The organism is Streptomyces sp. NBC_01320 (genome assembly GCF_035974375.1).
Classification (GTDB): domain Bacteria; phylum Actinomycetota; class Actinomycetes; order Streptomycetales; family Streptomycetaceae; genus Streptomyces; species Streptomyces yanii.
The window spans coordinates 9,776,262-9,796,435 of sequence record NZ_CP108390.1; the positions used below are offsets into that span (position 1 = coordinate 9,776,262).

At 68.6% G+C, this 20,174-nt stretch carries 16 protein-coding genes and 2 pseudogenes; 5 read left to right on the forward strand and 13 right to left on the reverse strand.

The genetic code is table 11. The features are described 5' to 3' along the window. Positions 1-2: 2 nt before the first annotated feature. Together lnt and OG395_RS44345 are read left to right on the forward strand one after the other, a co-directional pair. Positions 3-1,598 (forward strand): apolipoprotein N-acyltransferase, encoded by a 1,596-nt coding sequence (gene lnt / locus OG395_RS44340; protein WP_327247959.1) that lies wholly within the window; start codon positions 3-5, stop codon positions 1,596-1,598. A 30-nt stretch (positions 1,599-1,628) separates the two neighbouring features. Then, positions 1,629-2,108 carry an NUDIX hydrolase gene (locus tag OG395_RS44345; RefSeq protein ID WP_327247960.1) on the forward strand — a complete coding sequence of 160 codons (480 nt, stop codon included), beginning with the start codon at positions 1,629-1,631 and terminating at the stop codon, positions 2,106-2,108. Between the two features lie 62 nt (positions 2,109-2,170). Here the strand turns inward: OG395_RS44345 and OG395_RS44350 are convergent, their stop codons facing one another. Further along, a complete protein-coding gene (locus OG395_RS44350; RefSeq protein ID WP_327247961.1) occupies positions 2,171-3,553 on the reverse strand; it encodes an MFS transporter in 1,383 nt (460 codons plus the stop codon). Between the two features lie 217 nt (positions 3,554-3,770). Between OG395_RS44350 and OG395_RS44355 the strand changes: the two genes are divergently transcribed. Next, the gene (locus tag OG395_RS44355; RefSeq protein WP_327247962.1) at positions 3,771-3,935 is read left to right on the forward strand and encodes a hypothetical protein; all 165 of its coding nucleotides are present in this window, start codon (positions 3,771-3,773) and stop codon (positions 3,933-3,935) included. Here OG395_RS44355 and OG395_RS44360 read toward each other — a convergent pair. The 3 genes and pseudogenes from OG395_RS44360 to OG395_RS44370 all read right to left on the reverse strand — a co-directional run. Continuing rightward, positions 3,910-4,410 carry a nucleoside deaminase gene (locus OG395_RS44360; RefSeq protein WP_327247963.1) on the reverse strand — a complete coding sequence of 167 codons (501 nt, stop codon included), beginning with the start codon at positions 4,408-4,410 and terminating at the stop codon, positions 3,910-3,912. The genes OG395_RS44355 and OG395_RS44360 overlap by 26 nt on opposite strands. A 119-nt stretch (positions 4,411-4,529) precedes the next feature. Then, positions 4,530-4,999 (reverse strand): annotated as a pseudogene (gene cynS / locus OG395_RS44365) (cyanase). A gap of 66 nt (positions 5,000-5,065) precedes the next feature. Further along, positions 5,066-5,373, reverse strand: a pseudogene (locus OG395_RS44370) (carbonic anhydrase); the annotation flags it as partial. Between the two features lie 367 nt (positions 5,374-5,740). Here OG395_RS44370 and OG395_RS44375 point away from each other — a divergent pair. Continuing rightward, entirely contained in the window at positions 5,741-6,100 is a 360-nt protein-coding gene (locus tag OG395_RS44375; RefSeq protein WP_327247964.1) for a peptidoglycan-binding domain-containing protein, read from the forward strand. A 417-nt stretch (positions 6,101-6,517) separates the two neighbouring features. Here OG395_RS44375 and sbnA read toward each other — a convergent pair whose 3' ends face one another. The 9 genes from sbnA to OG395_RS58605 all read right to left on the reverse strand — a co-directional run bounded on the left by sbnA (position 6,518) and on the right by OG395_RS58605 (position 19,287). Continuing rightward, the gene (sbnA, locus tag OG395_RS44380; RefSeq protein WP_327247965.1) at positions 6,518-7,525 is read right to left on the reverse strand and encodes a 2,3-diaminopropionate biosynthesis protein SbnA; all 1,008 of its coding nucleotides are present in this window, start codon (positions 7,523-7,525) and stop codon (positions 6,518-6,520) included. Between the two features lie 214 nt (positions 7,526-7,739). After that, complete coding sequence (gene sbnB / locus OG395_RS44385; protein ID WP_327247966.1) at positions 7,740-8,810, reverse strand: 2,3-diaminopropionate biosynthesis protein SbnB; 1,071 nt, start codon at positions 8,808-8,810, stop codon at positions 7,740-7,742. Further along, on the reverse strand, positions 8,807-9,811 hold the full coding sequence (locus tag OG395_RS44390; protein WP_327247967.1) for a TauD/TfdA family dioxygenase: 1,005 nt from the start codon (positions 9,809-9,811) through the stop codon (positions 8,807-8,809). The genes sbnB and OG395_RS44390 overlap by 4 nt, the downstream gene beginning before the upstream one ends. A 23-nt stretch (positions 9,812-9,834) precedes the next feature. Then, positions 9,835-13,098, reverse strand: coding sequence for a non-ribosomal peptide synthetase (locus OG395_RS44395; RefSeq protein ID WP_327247968.1), 3,264 nt, complete (start codon positions 13,096-13,098; stop codon positions 9,835-9,837). A 65-nt stretch (positions 13,099-13,163) separates the two neighbouring features. Beyond that, on the reverse strand, positions 13,164-15,698 hold the full coding sequence (locus tag OG395_RS44400) for a Pls/PosA family non-ribosomal peptide synthetase (RefSeq protein ID WP_327247969.1): 2,535 nt from the start codon (positions 15,696-15,698) through the stop codon (positions 13,164-13,166). 491 nt (positions 15,699-16,189) lie between these two features. After that, on the reverse strand, positions 16,190-17,281 hold the full coding sequence (locus OG395_RS44405; protein WP_327247970.1) for an ABC transporter ATP-binding protein: 1,092 nt from the start codon (positions 17,279-17,281) through the stop codon (positions 16,190-16,192). 109 nt (positions 17,282-17,390) lie between these two features. After that, positions 17,391-18,269: a molybdate ABC transporter permease subunit gene (gene modB, locus OG395_RS44410; protein WP_327247971.1), complete on the reverse strand. Its 879-nt coding sequence runs from the start codon at positions 18,267-18,269 to the stop codon at positions 17,391-17,393. Beyond that, positions 18,266-19,090, reverse strand: a complete 825-nt coding sequence (modA, locus tag OG395_RS44415; RefSeq protein ID WP_327247972.1) for a molybdate ABC transporter substrate-binding protein — start codon at positions 19,088-19,090, stop codon at positions 18,266-18,268. The genes modB and modA overlap by 4 nt, the downstream gene beginning before the upstream one ends. An 8-nt stretch (positions 19,091-19,098) precedes the next feature. After that, entirely contained in the window at positions 19,099-19,287 is a 189-nt protein-coding gene (locus OG395_RS58605; protein ID WP_442818667.1) for a hypothetical protein, read from the reverse strand. A 372-nt stretch (positions 19,288-19,659) separates the two neighbouring features. On the opposite strand from OG395_RS58605, the gene OG395_RS44425 reads away from it, so the two are divergent. Beyond that, on the forward strand, positions 19,660-20,130 hold the full coding sequence (locus OG395_RS44425; RefSeq protein ID WP_327247973.1) for a molybdopterin-dependent oxidoreductase: 471 nt from the start codon (positions 19,660-19,662) through the stop codon (positions 20,128-20,130). Positions 20,131-20,174 lie beyond the last annotated feature (44 nt).

A 20,174-nucleotide genomic window follows, 5' to 3' on the forward strand; every position in this document is an offset into this window, starting at 1 on the left:
AGGTGAGCGCCACCATCAGCCCAGTCGACGACCAGCAGTCCTCCGCCACTCAGCCGCGGGGGAGACAGTTTCTGCCGCGGCTCGCACGGCCGGCCGCAGCCGTGCTGTCGGGTGTGCTGCTGTATCTGAGCTTCCCGCCCCGACCGCTGTGGTGGCTGGTTCTGCCCGGTTTCGCACTGCTCGGCTGGGTCCTGCACGGCCGCCGGCTGCGCGCCGGATTCGGCATCGGCCTGCTCGCCGGGTTCGGCTTCATGCTGCCGCTGCTGCACTGGACGGGCGAGGAGGTCGGTCCGGTGCCGTGGCTGGCCCTCGCCACCGCCGAAGCGCTGTTCGTCGCCGTGGGCTGCATCGGGGTCGCCGCCGTGTCCCGCCTCGCCTGGTGGCCGGTCTGGGCCGCCGCGGTCTGGGCCCTGGACGAGGCGGTCCGGGCCCGGGTGCCGTTCGGCGGGTTCCCCTGGGGCAAGATCGCCTTCGGGCAGGCCGACAGCGCGTTCCTGCCGCTCGCGGCGGTGGGCGGCACGCCGCTGCTCTCGTTCGCGGTGGTGCTGTGCGGCTTCGGGTTGTTCGAAGCGGTGCGTTCCCTCCGTGTATACCGCAGCACCGGTCGGATCCCCCGTGCCGCGGTCGCCACCGCGGCCGCGACCGTCCTTGTACCCCTGGCCGCGGCGTTGGCCGCGCGCCCGCTCGTCGACGACTCGGCGGAGGACGGAACCGCGACCGTCGCCGCGATCCAGGGCAATGTGCCGCGCCTCGGACTCGACTTCAACGCCCAGCGCCGCGCCGTTCTTGACAACCACGCACGCCGCACCGAACAGCTCGCCCGCGAGGTGAAGGCGGGCAAGGTACCGCAGCCCGACTTCGTCCTGTGGCCCGAGAACTCCTCCGATCTCGACCCCTACCGCAATGCCGACGCGCGGATCGTCATCGACGAAGCGGTGAAGGCGATCAACGCCCCCACCGTGGTCGGCGCGGTCATCGAGCCCGACACCGGCAAGCTGCGCAACACCCTCATCCAGTGGGACCCTTCGGGCGGCCCCGTCGCCACGTACGACAAGCGCCATATCCAGCCGTTCGGCGAATACATGCCGATGCGTTCGTTCGCACGCATCTTCAGCTCCGACGTCGACCGGGTGCAGCGCGACTTCGGACCGGGCAAGAAGGTCGGCGTGTTCGACCTCGCGGGCACCAAGGTGGGGCTCGTCACCTGCTACGAGGCCGCGTTCGACGACGCCGTACGCGACACGGTCGAGCACGGCAGCCAGCTGATCGCGGTCCCCAGCAACAACGCCACCTTCGGGCGCAGCGAGATGACGTACCAGCAGCTGGCCATGAGCCGGGTGCGGGCCGTGGAACACAGCCGGTCCGTCGTCGTCCCCGTCACCAGCGGCGTCAGCGCGGTCATCCGCCCGAACGGGACGATCGTCCAGAAGACGAAGATGTTCACCCCGGACGCGCTGGTGGACAAGGTCCCGCTGCGCTCCTCGCTGACCCCCGCGACCCGGCTGGGCACGCTCCCCGAAGGGCTGCTCGTGCTGATCGCCGCGGCGGGACTCGGCTGGGTGACCGTCAGGTCGGTACGGGCGCGCCGAGGACGCTGAACGGTGGGGTGGGCCACGTAGGGTCGGCGCATGGCCATTCCTGACTTCATCCGTGAAATCCGTGCCACGGCGGGCACACAGCTGCTCCTGCTGCCGGGCGTCAGCGCCGTGGTCTTCGACGACGAGGGCAGGGTTCTGCTCGGCAGACGTTCCGACACCGGCAAGTGGGCGCTCATCGGCGGCATCTGCGAACCGGGGGAGCAGCCCGCGACGACGGCGGTGCGCGAGGTGTACGAGGAGACCGCCGTGCACTGTGTGGCGGAGCGGGTGGTGCTCACCCAGGCGCTGAACCCCGTGCAGTACGCCAATGGCGACCGGTGCCAGTTCCTGGACATCACCTTCCGCTGCAGGGCGACCGGCGGGCAGGCGCGCGTCAATGACGACGAGTCCCTGGAGGTGGACTGGTTCCCGCTCGACGCCCTGCCGCCGTTGAACGAGTTCGGCCTCTTCCGGATCAAGCAGTCCCTGACCGACGAACCGACCTGGTTCGAGCCGACGGTCCAGCCGTGACGCGGTAGTAGACGCACCGTGGCCGGACGGGCCGGTTTCCCGGCCCGTCCGGCCACCGGAACTCAGGCGGTACGGGCATCGGCGGGCAGCACCGCGGTCGCGTCCGGCTCCGCCGTCGCCTCGATGTCCGTGAGATCCCGGTGCCGGGTCTCCTTGGCGCACACGACCGCCAGCACAGTGATGAGTGCCGCGGCGATGACGTACAGCGAGATCGGTGTCGAGCTGTCGTAGTCCACGAGCAGCGCGGTGGCGATGAGCGGCGCCGGAGCACCGGCCGCGACCGAGGCGAACTGCGCACCGATCGACGCACCCGAGTACCGCATCCGGGTCGCGAACATCTCCGAGAAGAAGGCCGCCTGCGGTGCGTACATCGCGCCGTGGAAGATGAGCCCGACGGTGACGGCGAGCAGCAGACCGCCGAAGCTGCGGCTGTCGATCAGTGCGAAGAACGGGAACATCCACAGCCCCACACCGACCGCCCCGACCAGATAGACGGGCTTGCGGCCGATCCGGTCCGACAGCGCACCCCACATCGGGATGACCGCGAAGTGGATGGCGGAGGCGATGAGTACGGCGTTCAGCGCCGTCTGCTTGCTCAGGTCGGCGGCCGTCACCGCGTAGACGAGGATGAACGCGGTGATCACGTAGTAGCTGATGTTCTCCGCCATCCTGGCGCCCATGGCGATGAGCACATCCCGCCAGTGGTGCCGCAGCACGGCGACGAGCGGCATCTTCTCGGCAGTCGCCGCGGCCGCCTTGCGCCCCTCGGCCTGCGCCAACGCCGCCTTGAACACCGGCGATTCATCGACAGAGAGACGAATCCACAAGCCGACGACCACCAGCACACCGGAGAGCAGGAACGGGATACGCCAGCCCCACGCCCCGAAGGCCGAGTCCGACATCAGCGCGGTGAGCGCGGAGAGCACTCCGGTGGCGAGCAACTGCCCGGCCGGCGCCCCGGTCTGCGGCCAGGAGGCCCAGAACCCGCGCCGCTTCGCATCCCCATGCTCCGACACCAGCAGCACGGCCCCGCCCCACTCACCACCGAGGGCGAAGCCCTGCACCAGACGCAGCACCGTGAGCAGTACGGGAGCGGCGACGCCGACGGTGGCGTGTGTGGGCAGCAGCCCGATGGCGAAGGTCGCACCTCCCATCAGCAGCAGACTCAGCACCAGCAGCTTCTTGCGGCCGAGCCGGTCGCCGTAGTGCCCGAAGACCAGGGCGCCGAGCGGCCGGGCGGCGAAGCCGACCGCGTAGGTGAGGAAGGAGAGGAGCGTTCCGACGAGCGGTTCGGAGTCGGGGAAGAACAGCTTGTTGAAGACCAGCGCGGCTGCTGACCCGTAGAGAAAGAAGTCGTACCACTCGATGGTGGTGCCGATGAGACTCGCGGCGACGATGCGCTTCAGCGAGCGGGTGGTCGGTGGGGCGGATGCCGAGGCAGCCATGGATACCACTTCCGGACGGTTGCGGGGACGTTTCCGTGTCGCCACACCGTAGGAAGGGCCAGGTCAGGGGCGTATGTGGTGGGGGACCATAGTTAGGGAGACCGCTGTGCGCGCGGGCAACATGGGGCTGCCGCGGGGCCCTTGCCAGGGCTCCAGCGAGGTGTTCAGGGGCTCTGCCCGGCATGCGGCATTTGGCGCGGTTCGGAGGCTGATTCCCGTGCCTGAGAGGGCGTTTGAAGGAGGCGGAACCGCCGAGGACGAGTGGCTCATCGGCTTGGTCCCCGTCCACCTCCTCGCCGCCACCGTGCTCGAAGAAGCCGCTTCTGTCACCGAGGCACTCGACCTCATCCGGGCCACTACGCGGCGGTCGGTGCCCCGGTGACACGCCGATTGCCGCCGTTGTGCTTCTGCCACAGCTGGTAGACCTCGACGGCCGCGTCCCGCGGCTCGTGGCGCATCGGCAGGCGACGCTCGGTGTAGTCCCTGGCGAACTCGGCGTAGAAGGTGTCGAGTTCGAAGTACTTGCGGTCGTCCACGTAGTGCGGTTCGTAGGCGTCGCGGGTGGTGAGGAAGACGACCTCGTCGGGGGAGCAGTAGTACAGCGAACCCAGGCACATGGGGCAGGGGTGCGCGAGCACATAGATGGTGGTGCCGACCAGGTGCTCCGTGCCGAGCTTCCTGCAGGCCTCGCGGATGGCGAGGATTTCCGCGTGTGCGGTGGGGTCGGCGGTCTGGGCAACCTTGTTGGGGCTCTCGGCGAGGATCTCGCCGTCCTTGACGATGACGGTGGCGAAGGGGCGCCCGCCCTCTTCGACGTTCTGGCGGGCGATGTCGATGGTGCGCTGGGCGAAGTCCATGCTGAGGCCTCCGGAGGAAAGGGGGGCGCCTGGCGGCAGGCGGTGTCCCGGGCGAAGAGAGAGGGCGGGCTGGATGGACCGTGTCGCGCTCCGGCCCGCCGCGGTCAATGGGCGGACTGTCAGAAAGGCTTGGTCGGGAGGTACTTGCCGTCGAGCGTGATGACGGCGCGCTCGCCGCCCTCCGGATCGGCGACCTTCTTCACGTCCAGCTTGAAGTTGATCGCGCTGATGATGCCGTCCCCGAACTGCTCGTGGACAAGGGCCTTGAGAGTCGTGCCGTAGACCTGGAGCATCTCGTAGAACCGGTAGATGGTCGGGTCGGTCGGAACCCCGCCGGGGATCGACCCACGGGTCGGATGGTCTGCAGCAGCATCACCGCGTCGGCATCCAGGCCCAGCAGCTCCGCGACGGCATGGGCGGCCGTCTCCGGCAGAGCGTGCTGGCCGAGCACCGCCGCGGTGACGAAGGCGACCGACAGGCCTGCGGCATCAGCGATCTGCTGCCAGGTCAGGTCCTTGCGGGTCTTGGCCTCGACGGCGGTGGCGGCGAGGATCTGGCGTGCGGTGGGGTCGAACTGGGCGTGTGTCATGAGAAGGATTCCGTTTCTGCGGTACCGGCCTTGAGGAGTGGCCGACGAGTTCGGTGGGGTGATGGGTCATGTCGCGGCCGCGACGTCATCGATCGTCTCGATGGCTCCGGTCGCGATATCACATATCCAGCCGTGCAGGGTGAGTGTCCGGTCGGCCACGGCGCGGGCGGTCGTGGCGTCCGCGTGTCGCAGCCGGCAGGCGATCACCGGCGTGGCGCTGAGGTCGTGTTCCTCGGCCAGGGCGGTCACGGCTCCGCACGCGGAGTGACCGCGGACGACGAAGTCGTTCACGCCCAGTACGGCGGCGGCGTACTCCATGCTGCTGCGACACCGTCCGGTCCTGGGGTGTAGGCCGGAAGCAGATTTCCCGCGGTGCACAGTCACTCCCTTCGGTGGGTGCCGGCCCGACTGGCTGACGGAATCAACCATGCATGAGCAGCCCCTATAGTGTCCAAGTCTTGATATCCATAAAGTCAATTGATCACATCTATAGCTCGCTGCTGGAGGGGGAAGCCAGGGTGATCGGATGTCGAGTGCGGTGGTCGTCCGTCGCGGGTGGGGCTGTCCCGCGATCGGTCGACGCCGCGGGGTGTGCCTGCTTCGTGTCGGTTACCGGCCGCCCGGGCTGTTGGCTGAAGTTCGACCAGGCGCTCCCGACATGGGAAAATCAATATCCCCGCAGTTACGATCCGTCACTCAAAGTGATACCGGTTGGGTGTGGAGCTACTGAGAGGAATCGCCATGAAACGCCGGATCGCCCCCATTCTGAGCGCCGCTGCGCTCGCGGTCGGAGTTCTGGGCATCAGCGCGCCATCGGCGAGTGCCGTGCCTGAAGGGTGCGCCTACGCCTCGTCGACCTACCGGCCGGCCCTGCAGTACGGCAACACGGGAGTGGCCGTGAAGCAGGCCCAGTGCCTGTCGAATGTCTGGGGTGGTGTGCCCAAACTGACCGTTGACGGCGCCCTCGGCAGTCAGACGCTCACCAAGATCAAGTGGATCCAGGGGTGTCACGGCCTGGCCAAGGACGGAATCATCGGCGCTGAGACCTGGAACGTCCTCTACAACCCGGCTCTCGACTGCTACGACCCCTACCCGGGGTAAAAGTGCCCAGATGGTCGGCGTCTGTCCCGCACACGTCGGAATGGAACGTGCGGAACAGGTTCCAGCCCCATGGCGGGACACCGTACGGCCGGGGTCGCACTCGCGCCGGCGACCATCAGGCCCCACCGACGGCAGTCACTCAGTTCTGATCGCTCGGTGCGGCCGGTGGTCGCCCCCTGCTCGCGCCTGGACCGACGCCTGCCCCACCGGTCCCGCGACAAACAGGCACGCGCACCAACCTGACCAAGCCCTATGAGGTAGGCGGACTCCTCCGCTTCGCCTCCGCCCAATCGCCATTGGCGCTATGTTTTTCCTACCCGGGTCTGTCCGACGAGCGGCCCTGGGCCTCCAGTTCCTGGAACTGATGGCGCTGGTTGCCATTGAGGTCGCTGGTCTGCAGGCCCCAGCCGTCGGTCCTCACCGTGTCGGTGGCGCGGGCGAGGCCACCCAGGAACCGGCGGCCACCTCGTCGGAGTCGAGCACGTCCTCGCCGTAGAGGTCCTGCAGCCAGTTGGTCTGGTAAATGGTGTCGAGGTACCGCTCGCCGAGATCCGGGCCGACGGCCACCGCGGTGAGACCGGGGGCGTCATGCCGGGCCAACCAGTCCGTTGCGCCGCTGACCACCGTGCCGGTGGAGCCGCCGAACAGGAATCCACGCCTGGCCAGACGATGGCAGGTACGAACGGTGTCCGCCTCCTCGACACGTATCACCTCATCCACATAGGACTCGTCGAGCAGCGGTGGGCGCATGCTCATCCCCAGGCCGGGAATCATCCGGCGGCCCGGCGAACCGCCGAAGGACACCGAGCCGACGCTGTCCACCGCGATGATCCGCACCGGCCGGTGCCACTCCCGGAAGTAGCGCGCGCAGCCCATCAGAGTGCCCGTGGTGCCGGCCCCGACGAACAGCACGTCCAGTCGCGGGAACTGGCGGGCGATCTCCGGTGCTGTCCTGCGGTAGTGCGCCTTCCAGTTGCTCGGATTGGTGTACTGACTGAGCCACACGTACCGGTCGTCGGAGGCGCACAGCGCACGGACGTACTCGATCCGCGCGCCGAGAAAGCCGCCGTTGGCCTCCTGCCCGGCGATCATGTGCACCTGGCTGCCCAACGCCTCCATCATCATCCTGGTCGACAGGTTGCCGCGGGAGTCCGTCACGCACAGGAACCGGTAGCCCTTGCTTGCCGCGATCATGCTCAGCGCCACGCCGAGGTTTCCGGACGAGGACTCGACCAGGATCGATTCCGGCGTCAGGATTCCGTCCCGCTCAGCGGCCTCCACCATCTCGGTCGCGGCCTTCAACTTGATCGAGCCGGCGAAGTTGAAGCCCTCACACTTCAGGAAGAGCGAGTGCCCGAAGATCGACCGAAGGTCGACATAGAGCTCCTCTTCGTTGAAGGCGTAGGGAACGGATACGACGGGCACGATGGTCTCCTCTGTCTGGAGCAGAGCACTTCCGGAACGTCCGTCCGACCGTGGGCGGGCTTCTCGCTCTTGCGGGCGGGAGCCAGTGCCCAACCGGGCCGGACGGGGGCCCTGCGTCAGCGGTCGCTGTCTCGTACGCCCCGACCTGCGGCGACTTGACCGGCGATCTCTCCTGGAATGAGTCCTGGACAAGCCCCCTGGGCTCCGGGCCGACTCATCCGTAGCGGCTCAGTTCGTGGAAGAAGTCGTCGACGACGTGCAACTCTCCGCGGCGGACCACTTCGTCGTAGACGTCTTTGCCCACCGCGAGGTCGAGCACCCCGAGGCCGAAGGGCGAGAACACCACCGGCCGGTCCGCCGGCACCGTCACACGCCCGGCCATCACGTCGTCCAACGTGCCGTGCAGGAAGTCCCGGTTGCCGGTGAGCTGCTCGGCCAGATGCGGCGAGGTGTCGGCTTTGAGGCAGTGCTCGATGTCATCGACGATGTTGGCCGAGGCGAGCAAGATCTCCGGCGCGAGGTCGCGCAGCGACACGTGCAGCACCAGCGGATGGTGTGCGAACCATGACAGGTCGCTGACATGCGGCCGGCCGGCGACGGTGGCGAAGACCACCAGGTCGCTGTGTCGGATCAACTGCTCGGCGCTGTCGTGCACGGTGATCCGGCCGGTGGTCCCCGACTGCTCCAGGTAGCACCGGAAGCCTGCCGCGCTGTCGGCGGACAGGTCGTGCACACCGATCTCGTCGAACGACCAGCCGGTGCCGGCCAGGAAGGTGTGGATGTAACGGGCGATCAGGCCCACCCCGACGAACCCGACACGCGTCGGTCGCGGCCGGTTACGGCTGAGCCAGTCGGCCGCCGACGCCGCCGACGCGGCCGTCCTGGTGGCGCTGATGATCGAGCTTTCCAGGCAGGCGAACGGGTAGCCGGTGTCATGGTCGTTGAGGATCAGCACGGCCGAGGCCCTCGGGATGCCGGCTGTCACGTTCTCCGGAAAGCTGGAGATCCACTTCAGGCCGTCCACCCCCACCTCGCCGCCGATCGAGGCGGGCAGCGCGATGATCCGTGAGGACGGGCGGTCAGGGAAGCGCAGGAAGTACGACGGCGGGTTCACCGAATCACCGGCGCCGTGCACCCGGTAGGTGGCCTCGACCAACTCCACGATCTGTTTCTCGCGCCCGTGCAGTGCGCGCTGGACCTGGGCACCGGAGATCACGGCGAACGGGGGCACGGTGACCGGAGTGGACCTTGCGGACTTCATGGCGGTGGAACCGATGGTGGTCATCCCGCGGTCACCTCGACGGTCGACGAGCAGTCGGCCAGACGTACCGGGTCGGCCATGGCGACGAGCACCTCGCGCGGTCCTTCGAAGGGCTCCCTGCTGTGCGCGGTGCGGACATTGTCGACGAGCATCAGGTCGCCGGTCTGCCATGGCTCGCGTGCGGTGTTGGCCTCGTACACGCTGTTGAGCAGCTGTATGACGTCCTCGCCGATCGGGTCGCCGTTGCCGAAGCGGGTGTTGAACGGCAGCCCGTCGGCGCCGTAGAAGTCGACCAGGTACTCGCGCACCTCGGGGGCCATCGTCCACTCGTTGAGGAACGCGATCTGGTTGAACCAGCAGCGTCGGCCGGTGACGGGGTGACGTACCACGGCGCTGCGGCGCTGTCTGGTGCGCAGTCCGCCGTCGGGCTGCCACTCGAACGTGATCGCGTTGGCACGGCAGTAGCTCTCGACGGCGCTACGGTCCGCGGTGCCGAACGCCTCGGCGACGGACGCCCCGATCTCGTCGTTGTAGCTGCGGGTGAGCAGCCAGCCCTCCCGCTCGAACTGCTCGGTCAGGTCGGCGGGCAGCGCGTCGAGCACGGTCGGTGAGTCGGCCACCGCGGTTGCCCCGCCGGTGGTGGGCGCGCCGAGACAGGCGAACATCATCAGGCCGGGGAACTCAAGCGTGTAGCTCAGTTCGTGGTGCATGCACATCGGCTGGTTCGGCGGCCACTTCGATGAGGAGTACACGCCGTCGGAGTAGGTCCGTCGGGGCGCGAAGACCTCCTTCTCGGCCATCAGACCGGTGGCCAGTCCCGAGAAAACGGCGCCGGTCCCTTCCACGTCGCGCAGCCCGAGGCCGCGGACCAGGAGCGAACCGTGCTCGGCGACGACAGCGCGCAGCGCGTCCCGGTGCTCGGCCGCCCAGCTCAGCGCATCGCCGGTGGCCTCGGCCCGGAGGAGAGGAGGTTTGCCGGTTTCGAGTTCGACGTCGAGCGGCGACGCCGTGGATATGGAAGGCATCTCGGTTTCCTTTCAGTTGCCGGTCAGGGAGAAGCGAACAGTTCGGCGGCGCGCAGCACGGCCTGTGCCGTTTCGGTGGGACGGGTACGCAGGAAGTAGTGGCCGCCGTCGGCGAGTTCGTGCAGGTCGACCTGCTCGGCGAGGAGCTGCCAGTCGCGATGGCGACGCGAGTACTCCGCCGTGCTCGGGTCGTCGGCGGCAACGACCACGGTGACCGGCGCGGACAGCTTCAGCGCCGGCGGGCTGTCCAGGATGTCGGCGAAATAGCGGTGTGCGGACAGGCAGTCGTGCCGGTAGGCGGCGCCGATGCGCTCGGCGTGCTGTGCATCCAGCTCACCGAGCTCGGGGTACCCGCCGTCCGCGCTCAGCGTGCCGGTGATCTCGGCGTCGCTGCGCCCGGTCAGTTCGGTGATGCCGGCGCGCCGGTCGGCGGCGTTGCCGAGCAGCTGCGCGCCGAGGAACACCCGCTGGACGTCCACCCCGCGCTCCTGCAGCTTCCTGGCCGTTTCCACGGCCAACGCGGCGCCCGAGGAGTGGCCCCAGAGCAGGACCCTGGTCAGGCCACGCCGGATGATCTCGACGGCGACCTGCTCGACCACCTGTGCCATCGGCGCGAACGGCTCGCTCCCGGCGGCCACGTCGTGACCGGGCAACTCGACCGCGTAGACCGCCGGCCCGCCGCCCGGCAGCGCCCCGGCCATCGGCTGGAAGTTCACCGCGTTGCCGCCGGCGTAGGGGAAGCACACCAGGGCAGCGCCCTGCGTACCGTCCGATTCCGACAGTGACTGAAGCAGCCCGGAGCGCCCGGAGCGCAGCTCGGACCTGCCGTCGACCAGCCCGGCCAGATCGGCCAGGATCGGGTGACGGGTGACGTCCTTGAGGGACACCGCACGGTCCAGGGTGATCGCCAGCTTCACTGCCGACAACGACGTGCCGCCCCGGTCGAAGAAGTGGTCCAGCCGTCCGATCTGGTTCTGGGGGATGCCGAGCACCTTCGCCCATGCGACCGCCAGCTGCTGTTCGGTCGGCGTATTCGGCGCGCGGTACTCGTCCTGGACGAGGCCGAGTTCTCCGGCGAGCGCCTGCAAAGTCTTCCTGTCGATCTTGCTGTTGGCCGTCAGGGGCAGACTTTCCCGCCAGTGGAAGGCCGACGGGACCATGTAATCGGGCAGCGACTCACCGAGCCGGTCCAGCAGGACGTCTTCCTCGAGTGGCCGCCGACCGGAGTAGAACGCCACCAGGTGCTTGCTCTGGTCGGCCCGCTCGGTGACCACCACTGCACCGTCGCGCACACCGGGCACCCGCAACAGGGTGTTCTCGATCTCGCCGATCTCGATCCGGAAGCCACGAATCTTTACCTGCGTGTCCCGGCGGCCGAGGAACTCCAGCTTGCCCTCGGGCTGCCAGCGGCCGTAGTCGCCGCCCCGGTAGAGCCGGGCGCCCGCACGGTGCGGATCGGCCAGGTAGGCCTGCCGGGTGCGCTCGGGGTCGTTGACGTATCCGCGGCCGACGCAGACGCCGGAGAAGACGATCAGGCCGGGGGCGCCGAGCGGCACCGGGGTCAGGTGCTCGTCGACGACATAGACGTGCACGTTGTTGACCGCGGGACCCAGCAGGACCCGGTCCCCGTCGGGCACGCGGTCCATGACCTCGTGATTGGTGTCGTCCGACGTCTCGGTCAGTCCGTAGGCGTTGACCAGCTTGATTCCGGGCTGGGCGGCGAACCAGCGCTGCGTGAGCTCCTTCTTCAGCGCCTCGCCGGTGACCGACACGCACCGCAGGTCCGGCAGTTCGCGGGGGTGCTGCGTCAGACACGACACGACGACGTCCAGGTAGGAGGGTACGACCTGGAGGACGGCGACCCGGCCGTCAACGATCTTGTCGACGAACCGCCGGACGTCCAGGATCACTTCCTGCTCCACCAGCAGGGTCCGCCCCCCGACCAGGAGCCCGGACACCAGTTGCCACAGCGAGATGTCGAAGCACTGGGGTGCGGTCTGGGCGACCACCTGTCCCTCGCCGATCCCCAGGTCGTCGATCTTGGCGTAGAGGTGGTTGAGCATGCCCGCGTGCTCGCACATCGCGCCCTTGGGCTCCCCGGTGGACCCCGAGGTGAAATAGATGTAGGCGAGCTGGTCCGGTGCGACGCGCAGGCCCAGATCGTCGTCGGCATGGTCCTCCTCGTAGGCTGCGCCGACGAAGAGCTTCTGGACCCCGGACAGCGATTCGAGGGCCTGGTCGAGCGTGGAAGTGCTGCCGGGTTCGGTCAGCACGAGCTCGCATGCGGCACGGGAGAGCATGGTTGCGAGGCGATCGGCCGGGAAGTGCGGCTCGATGGGCAGGTACACGCCGCCGGCCTTGAAGACCGCGAGCACGGCGGCCATCCAGTCCAGGTTGCGCTCGGTCACCACCGCGACGACATCCTCGGGGCGAAGCCCCCGCGCCAGCAGGGCCCGCCCCAACCGGTTGGCACGCGCGTTCAGTTCCCGATACGTCAGCTGCCGCTCTCCGTGGGTCGCCGCGACGGCGTCCGGGTGTGCCGCCACCCGCTGCTCGAACAACTCGTGGAACCGGCGGTCCGGGAGCTCCCGGCGCGGACCGGCGAGCCCCTCGATCTGGAAGCGGAGTTCCTCGGCGGAGAGCAGGCTCTGCCGCCCGTGTTCGGCGTCCGGATCGGCGGCGATCAGCGCGAGCGCGGTGAGGTGGTATCCGGCGATCCTGACGGCGCAGTCCGCGTCGAGCGCGTCGGTCCGGTACCGCAGCCGCAGCACGAGCCGACCGCGGCGTTGCGAGAATCCCACCCACAGCACGGTGTCACCGGCGAGTTCGCCGCCCGAGCCGTGCGGATCGAACACGGTCTCCATCGACGGTTCGGCCAGGCCCAGTTCGCGCCTGAGCTCATCGACCGGAAAGTCCTTGTGCGCCAGCAGATCTGACGCGACTCGATGGGTGTCCAGCAGCAGCGTCCGCCACGAGTGGGGTTCGGTCGTCAGCCGGCAGGGCAGCGGCCGGCTGCCTTCCGCCGTGACGTAACCGGTCGCGACCTCGTGCTCGCCGGACAGTGCGGCGAGCACCTTGGCGTGCGCGGCCAGCAGTACAGAGTCGAGTGGCATCGCCAGGTTCTCGGCCAGCCGGCCCAACGCTGCCACGACGTCGTCCGGGACCGTCGCCTCGTGTTCGCCGACGCCCGTCATCGGATTGAGCGTCCACCGCGGTATTGCGGTGAATTCACCGGCGACGAGCACAGCGCGCCAGAACTCCCGGTCGGCCTGCACGTGCATTCCCATCTGGTCGTCCCTCTCCATTCACCGTCGACACCGTGCTGTTCGGCGCCGACAAGGGCGCGGCGCTGCTACGCCTTCTGCGTCAGTGCCTCGGGCTGATCGGGGGCATCTCGCATTTCCGTGGCGGGATTTCCTCCCCAGCGTGCGTGCTGTGGGACTTCCTCGCCTTTCATGAGAAAGGAGTCCGGGGCGAGCACCGCGCCGTCGCCCATCGTCACGCCGTAGTGGACGTGGGCTCCCACACCGAGGGTGCAGCCGGCGCCGATGGTGCTGCGATCGGACTTGAAGGTGCCGTCCTCCTGCGAGTGGCACTGGATCTTGCTTCCCGCGTTGAGCGTGCAGTCGCTTCCGATGGTGGTGAGCGTCCGCTCCGTCAGATAGCAGCCGTCATCAAAGACCCTGCTGCCGAGCCGAACCCCCAGCATCCGCCAGATCACGTTCTTGAAAGGGGTGCCGTTGAAGACGTTGAGGTACTTGTCAGGCACCTTCCAGAGGCGCTCGTGCCACCAGAAGTACGGGTCGTAGATGGAACACAACTGCGGTCGCAGCGCGCGGAATGCCGCGATGCCGCGCTCCACCAGTACGAAGTAGACCGCGGTGAACCCAAGGCTGAGCACCAGGAACGCGGCGATCAGTACATGCCCATAGGAATCGTACAGTTCGACGTTCGCCAGGCCGAGCATCGTGAGCACGAAGAAGTGCAGCCACCGCACGAGCAGGAAGAGGATCATCGAGCGGATGTTGTAGCGGTTCTTTGCGGCGAGGTTGCGGCGCAACTCGTCACCGGTCCGGAGATGGTCGAACCGGGAGTCGCGCTCGACCGACCGGGGAATCTCGAAGCACGGCGAGCCGAGCAGGCCCACCCCCTCCCGGACCTCGCCGTCGAGCGGAATCATCACCTTCGTCGCGAGGAGGCAGTTCTCGCCCGTCTTGGCCCCTGAGGGATAGGCGATGTTGTTCCCGAGGAAGTTGTGTGCCCCGATCGAGGCCCGGGACACCCGGAAGGACGTACTCGAGAAGTCGGCGTTGATGATGGAGAGCCCGTCAGCGACCATCGTTCCACTGCCGACAGAGCACAGATACGGGGACTCGTGTTGCACTTCCGTGCCGAAGTTCGACCCGGTCTGCTCGACCCGGGACAAGTCGTATCCGAGGCCGCGCATGTAGGGAACGATGTAGGAGCTGTCCCCGAACAGCCAGGTGAAGAACTTTATGTTGGTCATGCGCCCGATCGCCCGGTGTATCGAGTAGTGAAACCCGTACAGCGGATAGACCTTGTCCGGTTTGACGGCCAGGTTCAGCAGGCGCGGAACGGTGAACAGGACGGCAAGGCCCACGACGACGAAGCCGAAGAACAGCACGAAGGAAAGGATCAGCGCGTCGATGTAGAGATCCGGCGAGGTGAGCCCCAAAGCACCCGGGCCCAGCCGGTTGTGCAGCGCCGGAACTAGGGTCACCAGCATGTACGCGCCACCGACAGCCAGCGGCACGTAGAGGAAAAACAGCTGCAGCACGGTGAGGAGACCGAAGCCGGCCCGACGCAGCGTGCCGCACTTGGCCGGCCCGATCCTCAGGTAGTCGTGCTCGGTGAGCTGTGCCGGTGATCCGTGCCGGCGCTGGCCGTCCGGGACCACCTGGCCGCTGTACAGCGTGGACGTGTGGCCGAGTTGTGCGCCGTCGCCCATCGACGTGTCGATGTCGAGCACGGTCTTCTCGCCGATGAACACGTCCCGGCCGAGGGTGACCCTGCCGGTCCGGATATGGCCGGCGTGTGCCCGGTAGCAGAGGAAGAACGAGTCTTTGCGGATCACCGTGCCGGCGCCGATCGTCAGCAGGTCGGTGCAGACCGGAACGTTGCGGGAGAGGATCGTGACTCCCTTGCCGATCCGCGCGCCCAGGGCACGCAGGTAAAGCACGTACAGGGGATTGCCGACGAAGAAGATCATCGGGTTGGCGTGGATCAGCACCTTGATGGTCCAGAAGCGCAGATACGTCAGTCCCCAGACCGGGAACTCGCGCGATTTCCACCGGCCGATGAGGAGCCATTTGGCCACGATCGGGAAGGTGCACAGGCCGACGAAGCCGACGCCGCCGAAGACGAACGATCGCAGGTAGATGCCGATCACATCCGAGCCGGCGGAGACCCATGCATAGCCTCGGTCGGCAACAAGTCCGGCGAGGAAGGAATATCCCAGGAAAAGCAGGAACTGCAGCGTTCCACAGAGGGCGTACCGCACCGTGCCGGCACGGGGAACCACCTCGGCCGACACCGGGACCGGCGGCTCGGCAGGGGTGGGTGCGGCGTCCGCGAGTCCCGTCGCCAGGCTTCGGATCGTGGGGTGCCGGTAGATGTCCTTCATCGACGCCGAGGGAAGGTCCGTCCGCTTCCTGACCCGTGCACAGAAGTGAGCCATCACCAACGAGTTGGCGCCGAGGTCATCGAAGAAATGGCTGTCGACCGACACCCTCTCGACGCCCATGACGTCAGCCAGCACCTCGGCGAGGTTTCTCTCGATGCCGGTACTCGGGCCTGTGTACCTGCGCTCGTCGATCGCAGATTCATCGGGCCCGGGCGTCAAGACGTCGACGGATTTCTCCTCCATGCGAGCTCCTTGAGGAACATTCGAGCGCCATCGGCCATGATCGTCGGCGCCCTGACACTCGCGACTTTCGATGGCCGGAGCGAGCAATCCGGAATTCCGAGGTCGGGATCTGTTGTCCAGTTCATCAACCGTTGCCCAGTCTCTGCTGCTCACCGTCGGGCTGCCACTCGAACTCGATCATGTTGGCGCGGCTGCGGCTCTCGGCGACGCCCGGGGGTCCTCGCTGCCGGAGGCCTGGCGTCGGGAGAGCCGAGCGCTCGCCGCCTGATTTCATTCCTCATTCACGATCCGGCCCCATACGACGGCGACGAGCCGCACACGGTTCTCGCCCTACTGCATACGAGTGGCGTGGGCCTGATCCGGGACGGGGCGGCGCCGGTGGCGGGCAACGGAGTGCCTGGCAGGTCGGGGCCGCCCGGAAGTCATGGATGTGCCGGGTCATGAATCCCCGGCGTTCGGGGCTTCCGGCCTCGGCGGGGGCGAGCGCTGCGTCAGGCCGGGTATGCGTGCGTCTGTGCGGCCTTGACCGTGGCCCAGACCGGGGCTCCCGGATGGAGGTCGAGTTCGGCTGCGGCGACCGTGGTCAGGTCGGCAGCGAGGGGGAGCTCGCCGGTGAGGTCCGCGCGGATCTGGTCGCCGTGCGTTTCGAGCCCGGTGACCTCGCAGTGCCACAGGTTGCGGGCGCTGGAGCCGGTGGGCCGGTCGCGATGGAGGGTGACCGCGCGGGGCGGGAACGCGACGAAGGCGGGGCCGGTGAGATCCTCGGTGGTGGTGATCGCCGGGCCGGAGTCGAGTTGCACGGTGTGCCCCTCGGCCAGCCCCTTGTAGAGGTTCAGGCCGACCAGTTGGGCGATGTAGTCGGTACGCGGATGGCGGGCGATGTCGGAAGGGGTGCCCTCCTGGACGACCCGGCCGTGCTCGATGACGACCAGCCGGTCGGCCAGCACCATGGCGTCCAGCGGATCGTGCGTGACCAGCACGGCGACCGCCTCGAAGTCGGCGAGGTGGCGGCGGAGCTGGGCCCGTACATCGAGGCGGGTGCGGGCGTCGAGCGCGGCCAGCGGCTCGTCGAGCAGCAGCAGGCGGGGGTGGGTGGCCAGAGCGCGGGCGAGGGCGACGCGCTGGGCCTGGCCGCCGGAGAGTCGGCGGGGTTTGGCGCCGGCGTGGTCGGCGAGGCCCATGCGGTCCAGCCACTCGGCGGCCTGCGCGCGTGCCTCGGCCTTGGACGTGCCCTGGCAGCGGGGGCCGAATGCGATGTTGTCGAGGGCGGAGAGGTGCGGGAAGAGCAGGTAGTCCTGGAAGACGACGCCGACCGGACGGGACTCGGGCGGCGTACGGTCCAGCGCGACGCCGTCGAGGCGCAGATGACCGCCGGTGAGTGGGGTGAGACCTGCGAGCGCGCGCAGGGCGGTGGTCTTGCCCGCGCCGTTGGGCCCGAGGAGCGCCACGACGTCGCCGGGCGCGGCCGTCAGTGCCACGTCTAGGCGGAAGGCGCCGTGGTTGACGACCAGATGGGCGTCCAGGCCCGCGGCGGCTGTGTCAGTGGCGGGGAGGCTGCCCGTGGCGTCGTCGATGTCCGTCATGAGGGGTTCGTCCAGTGGTTGCGCAGTGGGGGAACGGGAACGGAAGCGCCGGCGGTCCGGCGCCTCGGCGATCCGGGGCGGACTGCGAGTGGCTCACGGGCGGTTCGGGTCATGAGGCCGTCATCCAACGGTCCCGCAGTCCGGCCAGGACCGCGATCGACACGGCGAGCAGGACCAGGCTCAGCGCGATGGCGGCGGCCGGGTCGTTCTGGAGGGCGAGGTAGACGGCCAGCGGCATGGTCTGCGTACGGCCGGGAAAGTTGCCCGCGAAGGTGATCGTCGCGCCGAACTCGCCGAGCGCGCGGGCCCACGCCAGCACGGAACCCGCTGCGATGCCCGGCGCGATCAGCGGCAGGGTGACCCGGCGGAACGCGGTGAAGCGGGAGGCGCCCAGCGTGGTGGCGGCCTCCTCGTACCGGGGATCGGCCGCCCGTAGCGTGCCCTCCACGCTGATGACGAGAAACGGCATCGCCACGAATGCCTCCGCGACAACCACTCCCGCCGTCGTGAACGGCAGCGTGATCCCGAAGGCCGAGTCCAGCCACTGCCCCACGACACCGTTGCGCCCCAGCGCCAGCAGCAGTGCCACACCACCCACCACCGGCGGCAGGACGAGCGGCAGCGTCACCAGGGCCCGTACGAAACCCCGCCCCGGGAAGTCCGTGCGCGCGAGAAGCCAGGCCAGCGGCACGCCCAGCACCAGGCTCACCGCGGTCGCCGCGGTCGCGCACACCAGGGACAACTGAAGGGCTTGCCACACCTCCGTGCTGGTCAGCTGGTCCGGCAGGCTGCGCCAGGGAGCCCGTACGAGAAGGGCGATCAGTGGCAGCAACAGGAACGCCAGGCCGGCGAGCGCGGGCAGCAGAAGAGGCAGAGGCACCCTGCCCCGGGCGTCCGCCCGCACGCGCCGGCGCCGCGGCCCGCCCCCGCGGGCCTCGGCGCCCACGAGGAGCTCGTCCGCGGCGCCGGACTTGTCCAGCGCGGTCACGGCTTGAGGAACCCTGCCGCCGTCAGGACCTTCTGGCCCTCGGCGGACTGCACCAGCGCGATGAACGCCTTCGCCGCGTCGGTGTTGGGCGCGCCCTTGAGCAGCGTGATCGGGTAGTCATTGATGGCCTCGGCGGACTCGGGGAACTCCACGCCCTCCACCCTGTCACCGGCCGCCTTCACATCGGTCTTGTAGACCACGGCGGCGTCCGCCTCCTTCAGTTCCACCTTGGTCAGGGCACTCTTGACGTCCTGCTCGTACGAGACCGGGGTGAGCTCGAGCCCGCTGGCCTCCAGCGCCTTCTGCGCGGCCGCCCCGCACGGCACCGTCTTGTCGCACAGCACGACCTTGAGGCCGGACTTGGTGAGGTCCTTGAGGGAGGAGACCTTGTCGGGGTTGCCCGGCAGGGTCGCGATCTCCAGCTGGTTGCGTACGAAGGTGGACGGCGTGCCGACCGCGTCCTTCGCGTCGGTGACGATCGCCATCGTCTTCGGGCTGGCGGCGGCGAAGACGTCGGCCGGGGCGCCACCGGTGATGCTGGCGGCGAGGGTGTCGCTGCCGCCGAAGTTGAAGGTGACCTTCGTACCCGGGTGGGTCTTCTCGAACCCCTTGCCCAGGGTCGTGAAGCTCTCCTTGAGCGAGGCTGCGGCGAAGACGGTCACTGTGCCGGAGAGCTTCTTCGACGAGCCCGTGGACGCCGAGGAGTCCGGCTTGGCCGAGGAGTTGTCGGACGAGGAGCAGGCGCTCAGTGCCAGCAGCGCAGCGGCGCCTGCGCCGGCCACCTGCAGGGTCCGGCGGGTCCGGCGTGCGGAACGGGTCATCACGGGGTCTACTCCCTCTGGTTTCTTCCGGAAGAGTCCGTCGGACTCTTCCACGGTCCCTCGACGACCACGTGGGTCGACTTGATCACGGCAACCGCCGGAACACCGGGCTCCGGCGTCAGTTCCTCAGCCGGGTCCCGGCTGAGGACGGACACCAACCGGAACGGCCCGGGCTGGATCTCCACCCGCGCCGACACATCTCCGAGATCACGGCGGTGACGATCCCGGCGAGGCGGTGGCGCGCCGAGGATCCGTTGTTCGTCCGCTCGGCGCGGTGCAACTCCCGGGCGGAGGAAGCCGGTTCCGGCCCGTGGATCATTCGCCGGCCCAGCTCGTCACGCTCGGCCTGCAGTGTTCCGCCCCCGACCCGGCGCCGCAGTGTGTCGGCGCTGACATCGAGGCGGCTGCTTCCCCGACCCGGTAGATGCATGTGCAGATCATACTGCCGCAGATACAAGGTGGAAGTCTCCTGTGGCATCGCATGAGCTGGACTGCCTGGAGATGATGGTGGGCATGTGCGTTTATACGGGACTGCTGCCCGGGTATCGACATCCGGGAGGTGGTAGCCCGTGAGTCATTCCCTTCCGGCCGTCGATCCGGTGGCAGAGGTCGCCCTGTCCGGCGACCTCGCGCGACCGGCCCGGCTGTCGGTGCCCGACCTGCTCGCCTGGCCCCAGCACCGGGTACAGGTGAGCTTTGAGTGCGCCACCAGCGGAATCCAGCACCATTGCTTCGCAGGACCGCTGCTGCACGATGTCCTGTCCGACGCCGGCCCTGCCTTCGACCCCACCCGGCGCAAGGACCGCCTGCGCTTCCTGATCGCCCTGACGGGCGCGGACGGTCACCACGCCGTCCTGTCCTGGGCGGAGATCGACCCCGACTTCGGCCGTGCGTCCGTCCTGCTTGCGGCCAGCGTCGACGACACCCCGCTCGACGGGACCGGCCCGCAGCTCGTGCTGCCGCAGGACCGCTGCGGCGCCCGGCACATCAGCGGCATCAGCGCGATACGCGTGGACGGCGGCTACACGGCGTGGACGTGACACCGGCGAGGCGAACCGGGTGGGGCTTCGGCAGTTCTATTTCG

What these genes read in the sequence shown, in the direction of transcription:
- OG395_RS44345 (WP_327247960.1), top strand. Translation starts at nt 1,629, where the DNA reads ATGGCCATTCCTGACTTCATCCGTGAAATCCGTGCCACGGCGGGCACA.
- OG395_RS44350 (WP_327247961.1), bottom strand. Translation starts at nt 3,553, where the DNA reads ATGGCTGCCTCGGCATCCGCCCCACCGACCACCCGCTCGCTGAAGCGC.
- OG395_RS44360 (WP_327247963.1), bottom strand. Translation starts at nt 4,410, where the DNA reads ATGGACTTCGCCCAGCGCACCATCGACATCGCCCGCCAGAACGTCGAA.
- OG395_RS44375 (WP_327247964.1), top strand. Translation starts at nt 5,741, where the DNA reads ATGAAACGCCGGATCGCCCCCATTCTGAGCGCCGCTGCGCTCGCGGTC.
- sbnB (WP_327247966.1), bottom strand. Translation starts at nt 8,810, where the DNA reads ATGACCACCATCGGTTCCACCGCCATGAAGTCCGCAAGGTCCACTCCG.
- OG395_RS44390 (WP_327247967.1), bottom strand. Translation starts at nt 9,811, where the DNA reads ATGCCTTCCATATCCACGGCGTCGCCGCTCGACGTCGAACTCGAAACC.
- OG395_RS44395 (WP_327247968.1), bottom strand. Translation starts at nt 13,098, where the DNA reads ATGGGAATGCACGTGCAGGCCGACCGGGAGTTCTGGCGCGCTGTGCTC.
- OG395_RS44400 (WP_327247969.1), bottom strand. Translation starts at nt 15,698, where the DNA reads ATGGAGGAGAAATCCGTCGACGTCTTGACGCCCGGGCCCGATGAATCT.
- OG395_RS44405 (WP_327247970.1), bottom strand. Translation starts at nt 17,281, where the DNA reads ATGACGGACATCGACGACGCCACGGGCAGCCTCCCCGCCACTGACACA.
- modA (WP_327247972.1), bottom strand. Translation starts at nt 19,090, where the DNA reads ATGACCCGTTCCGCACGCCGGACCCGCCGGACCCTGCAGGTGGCCGGC.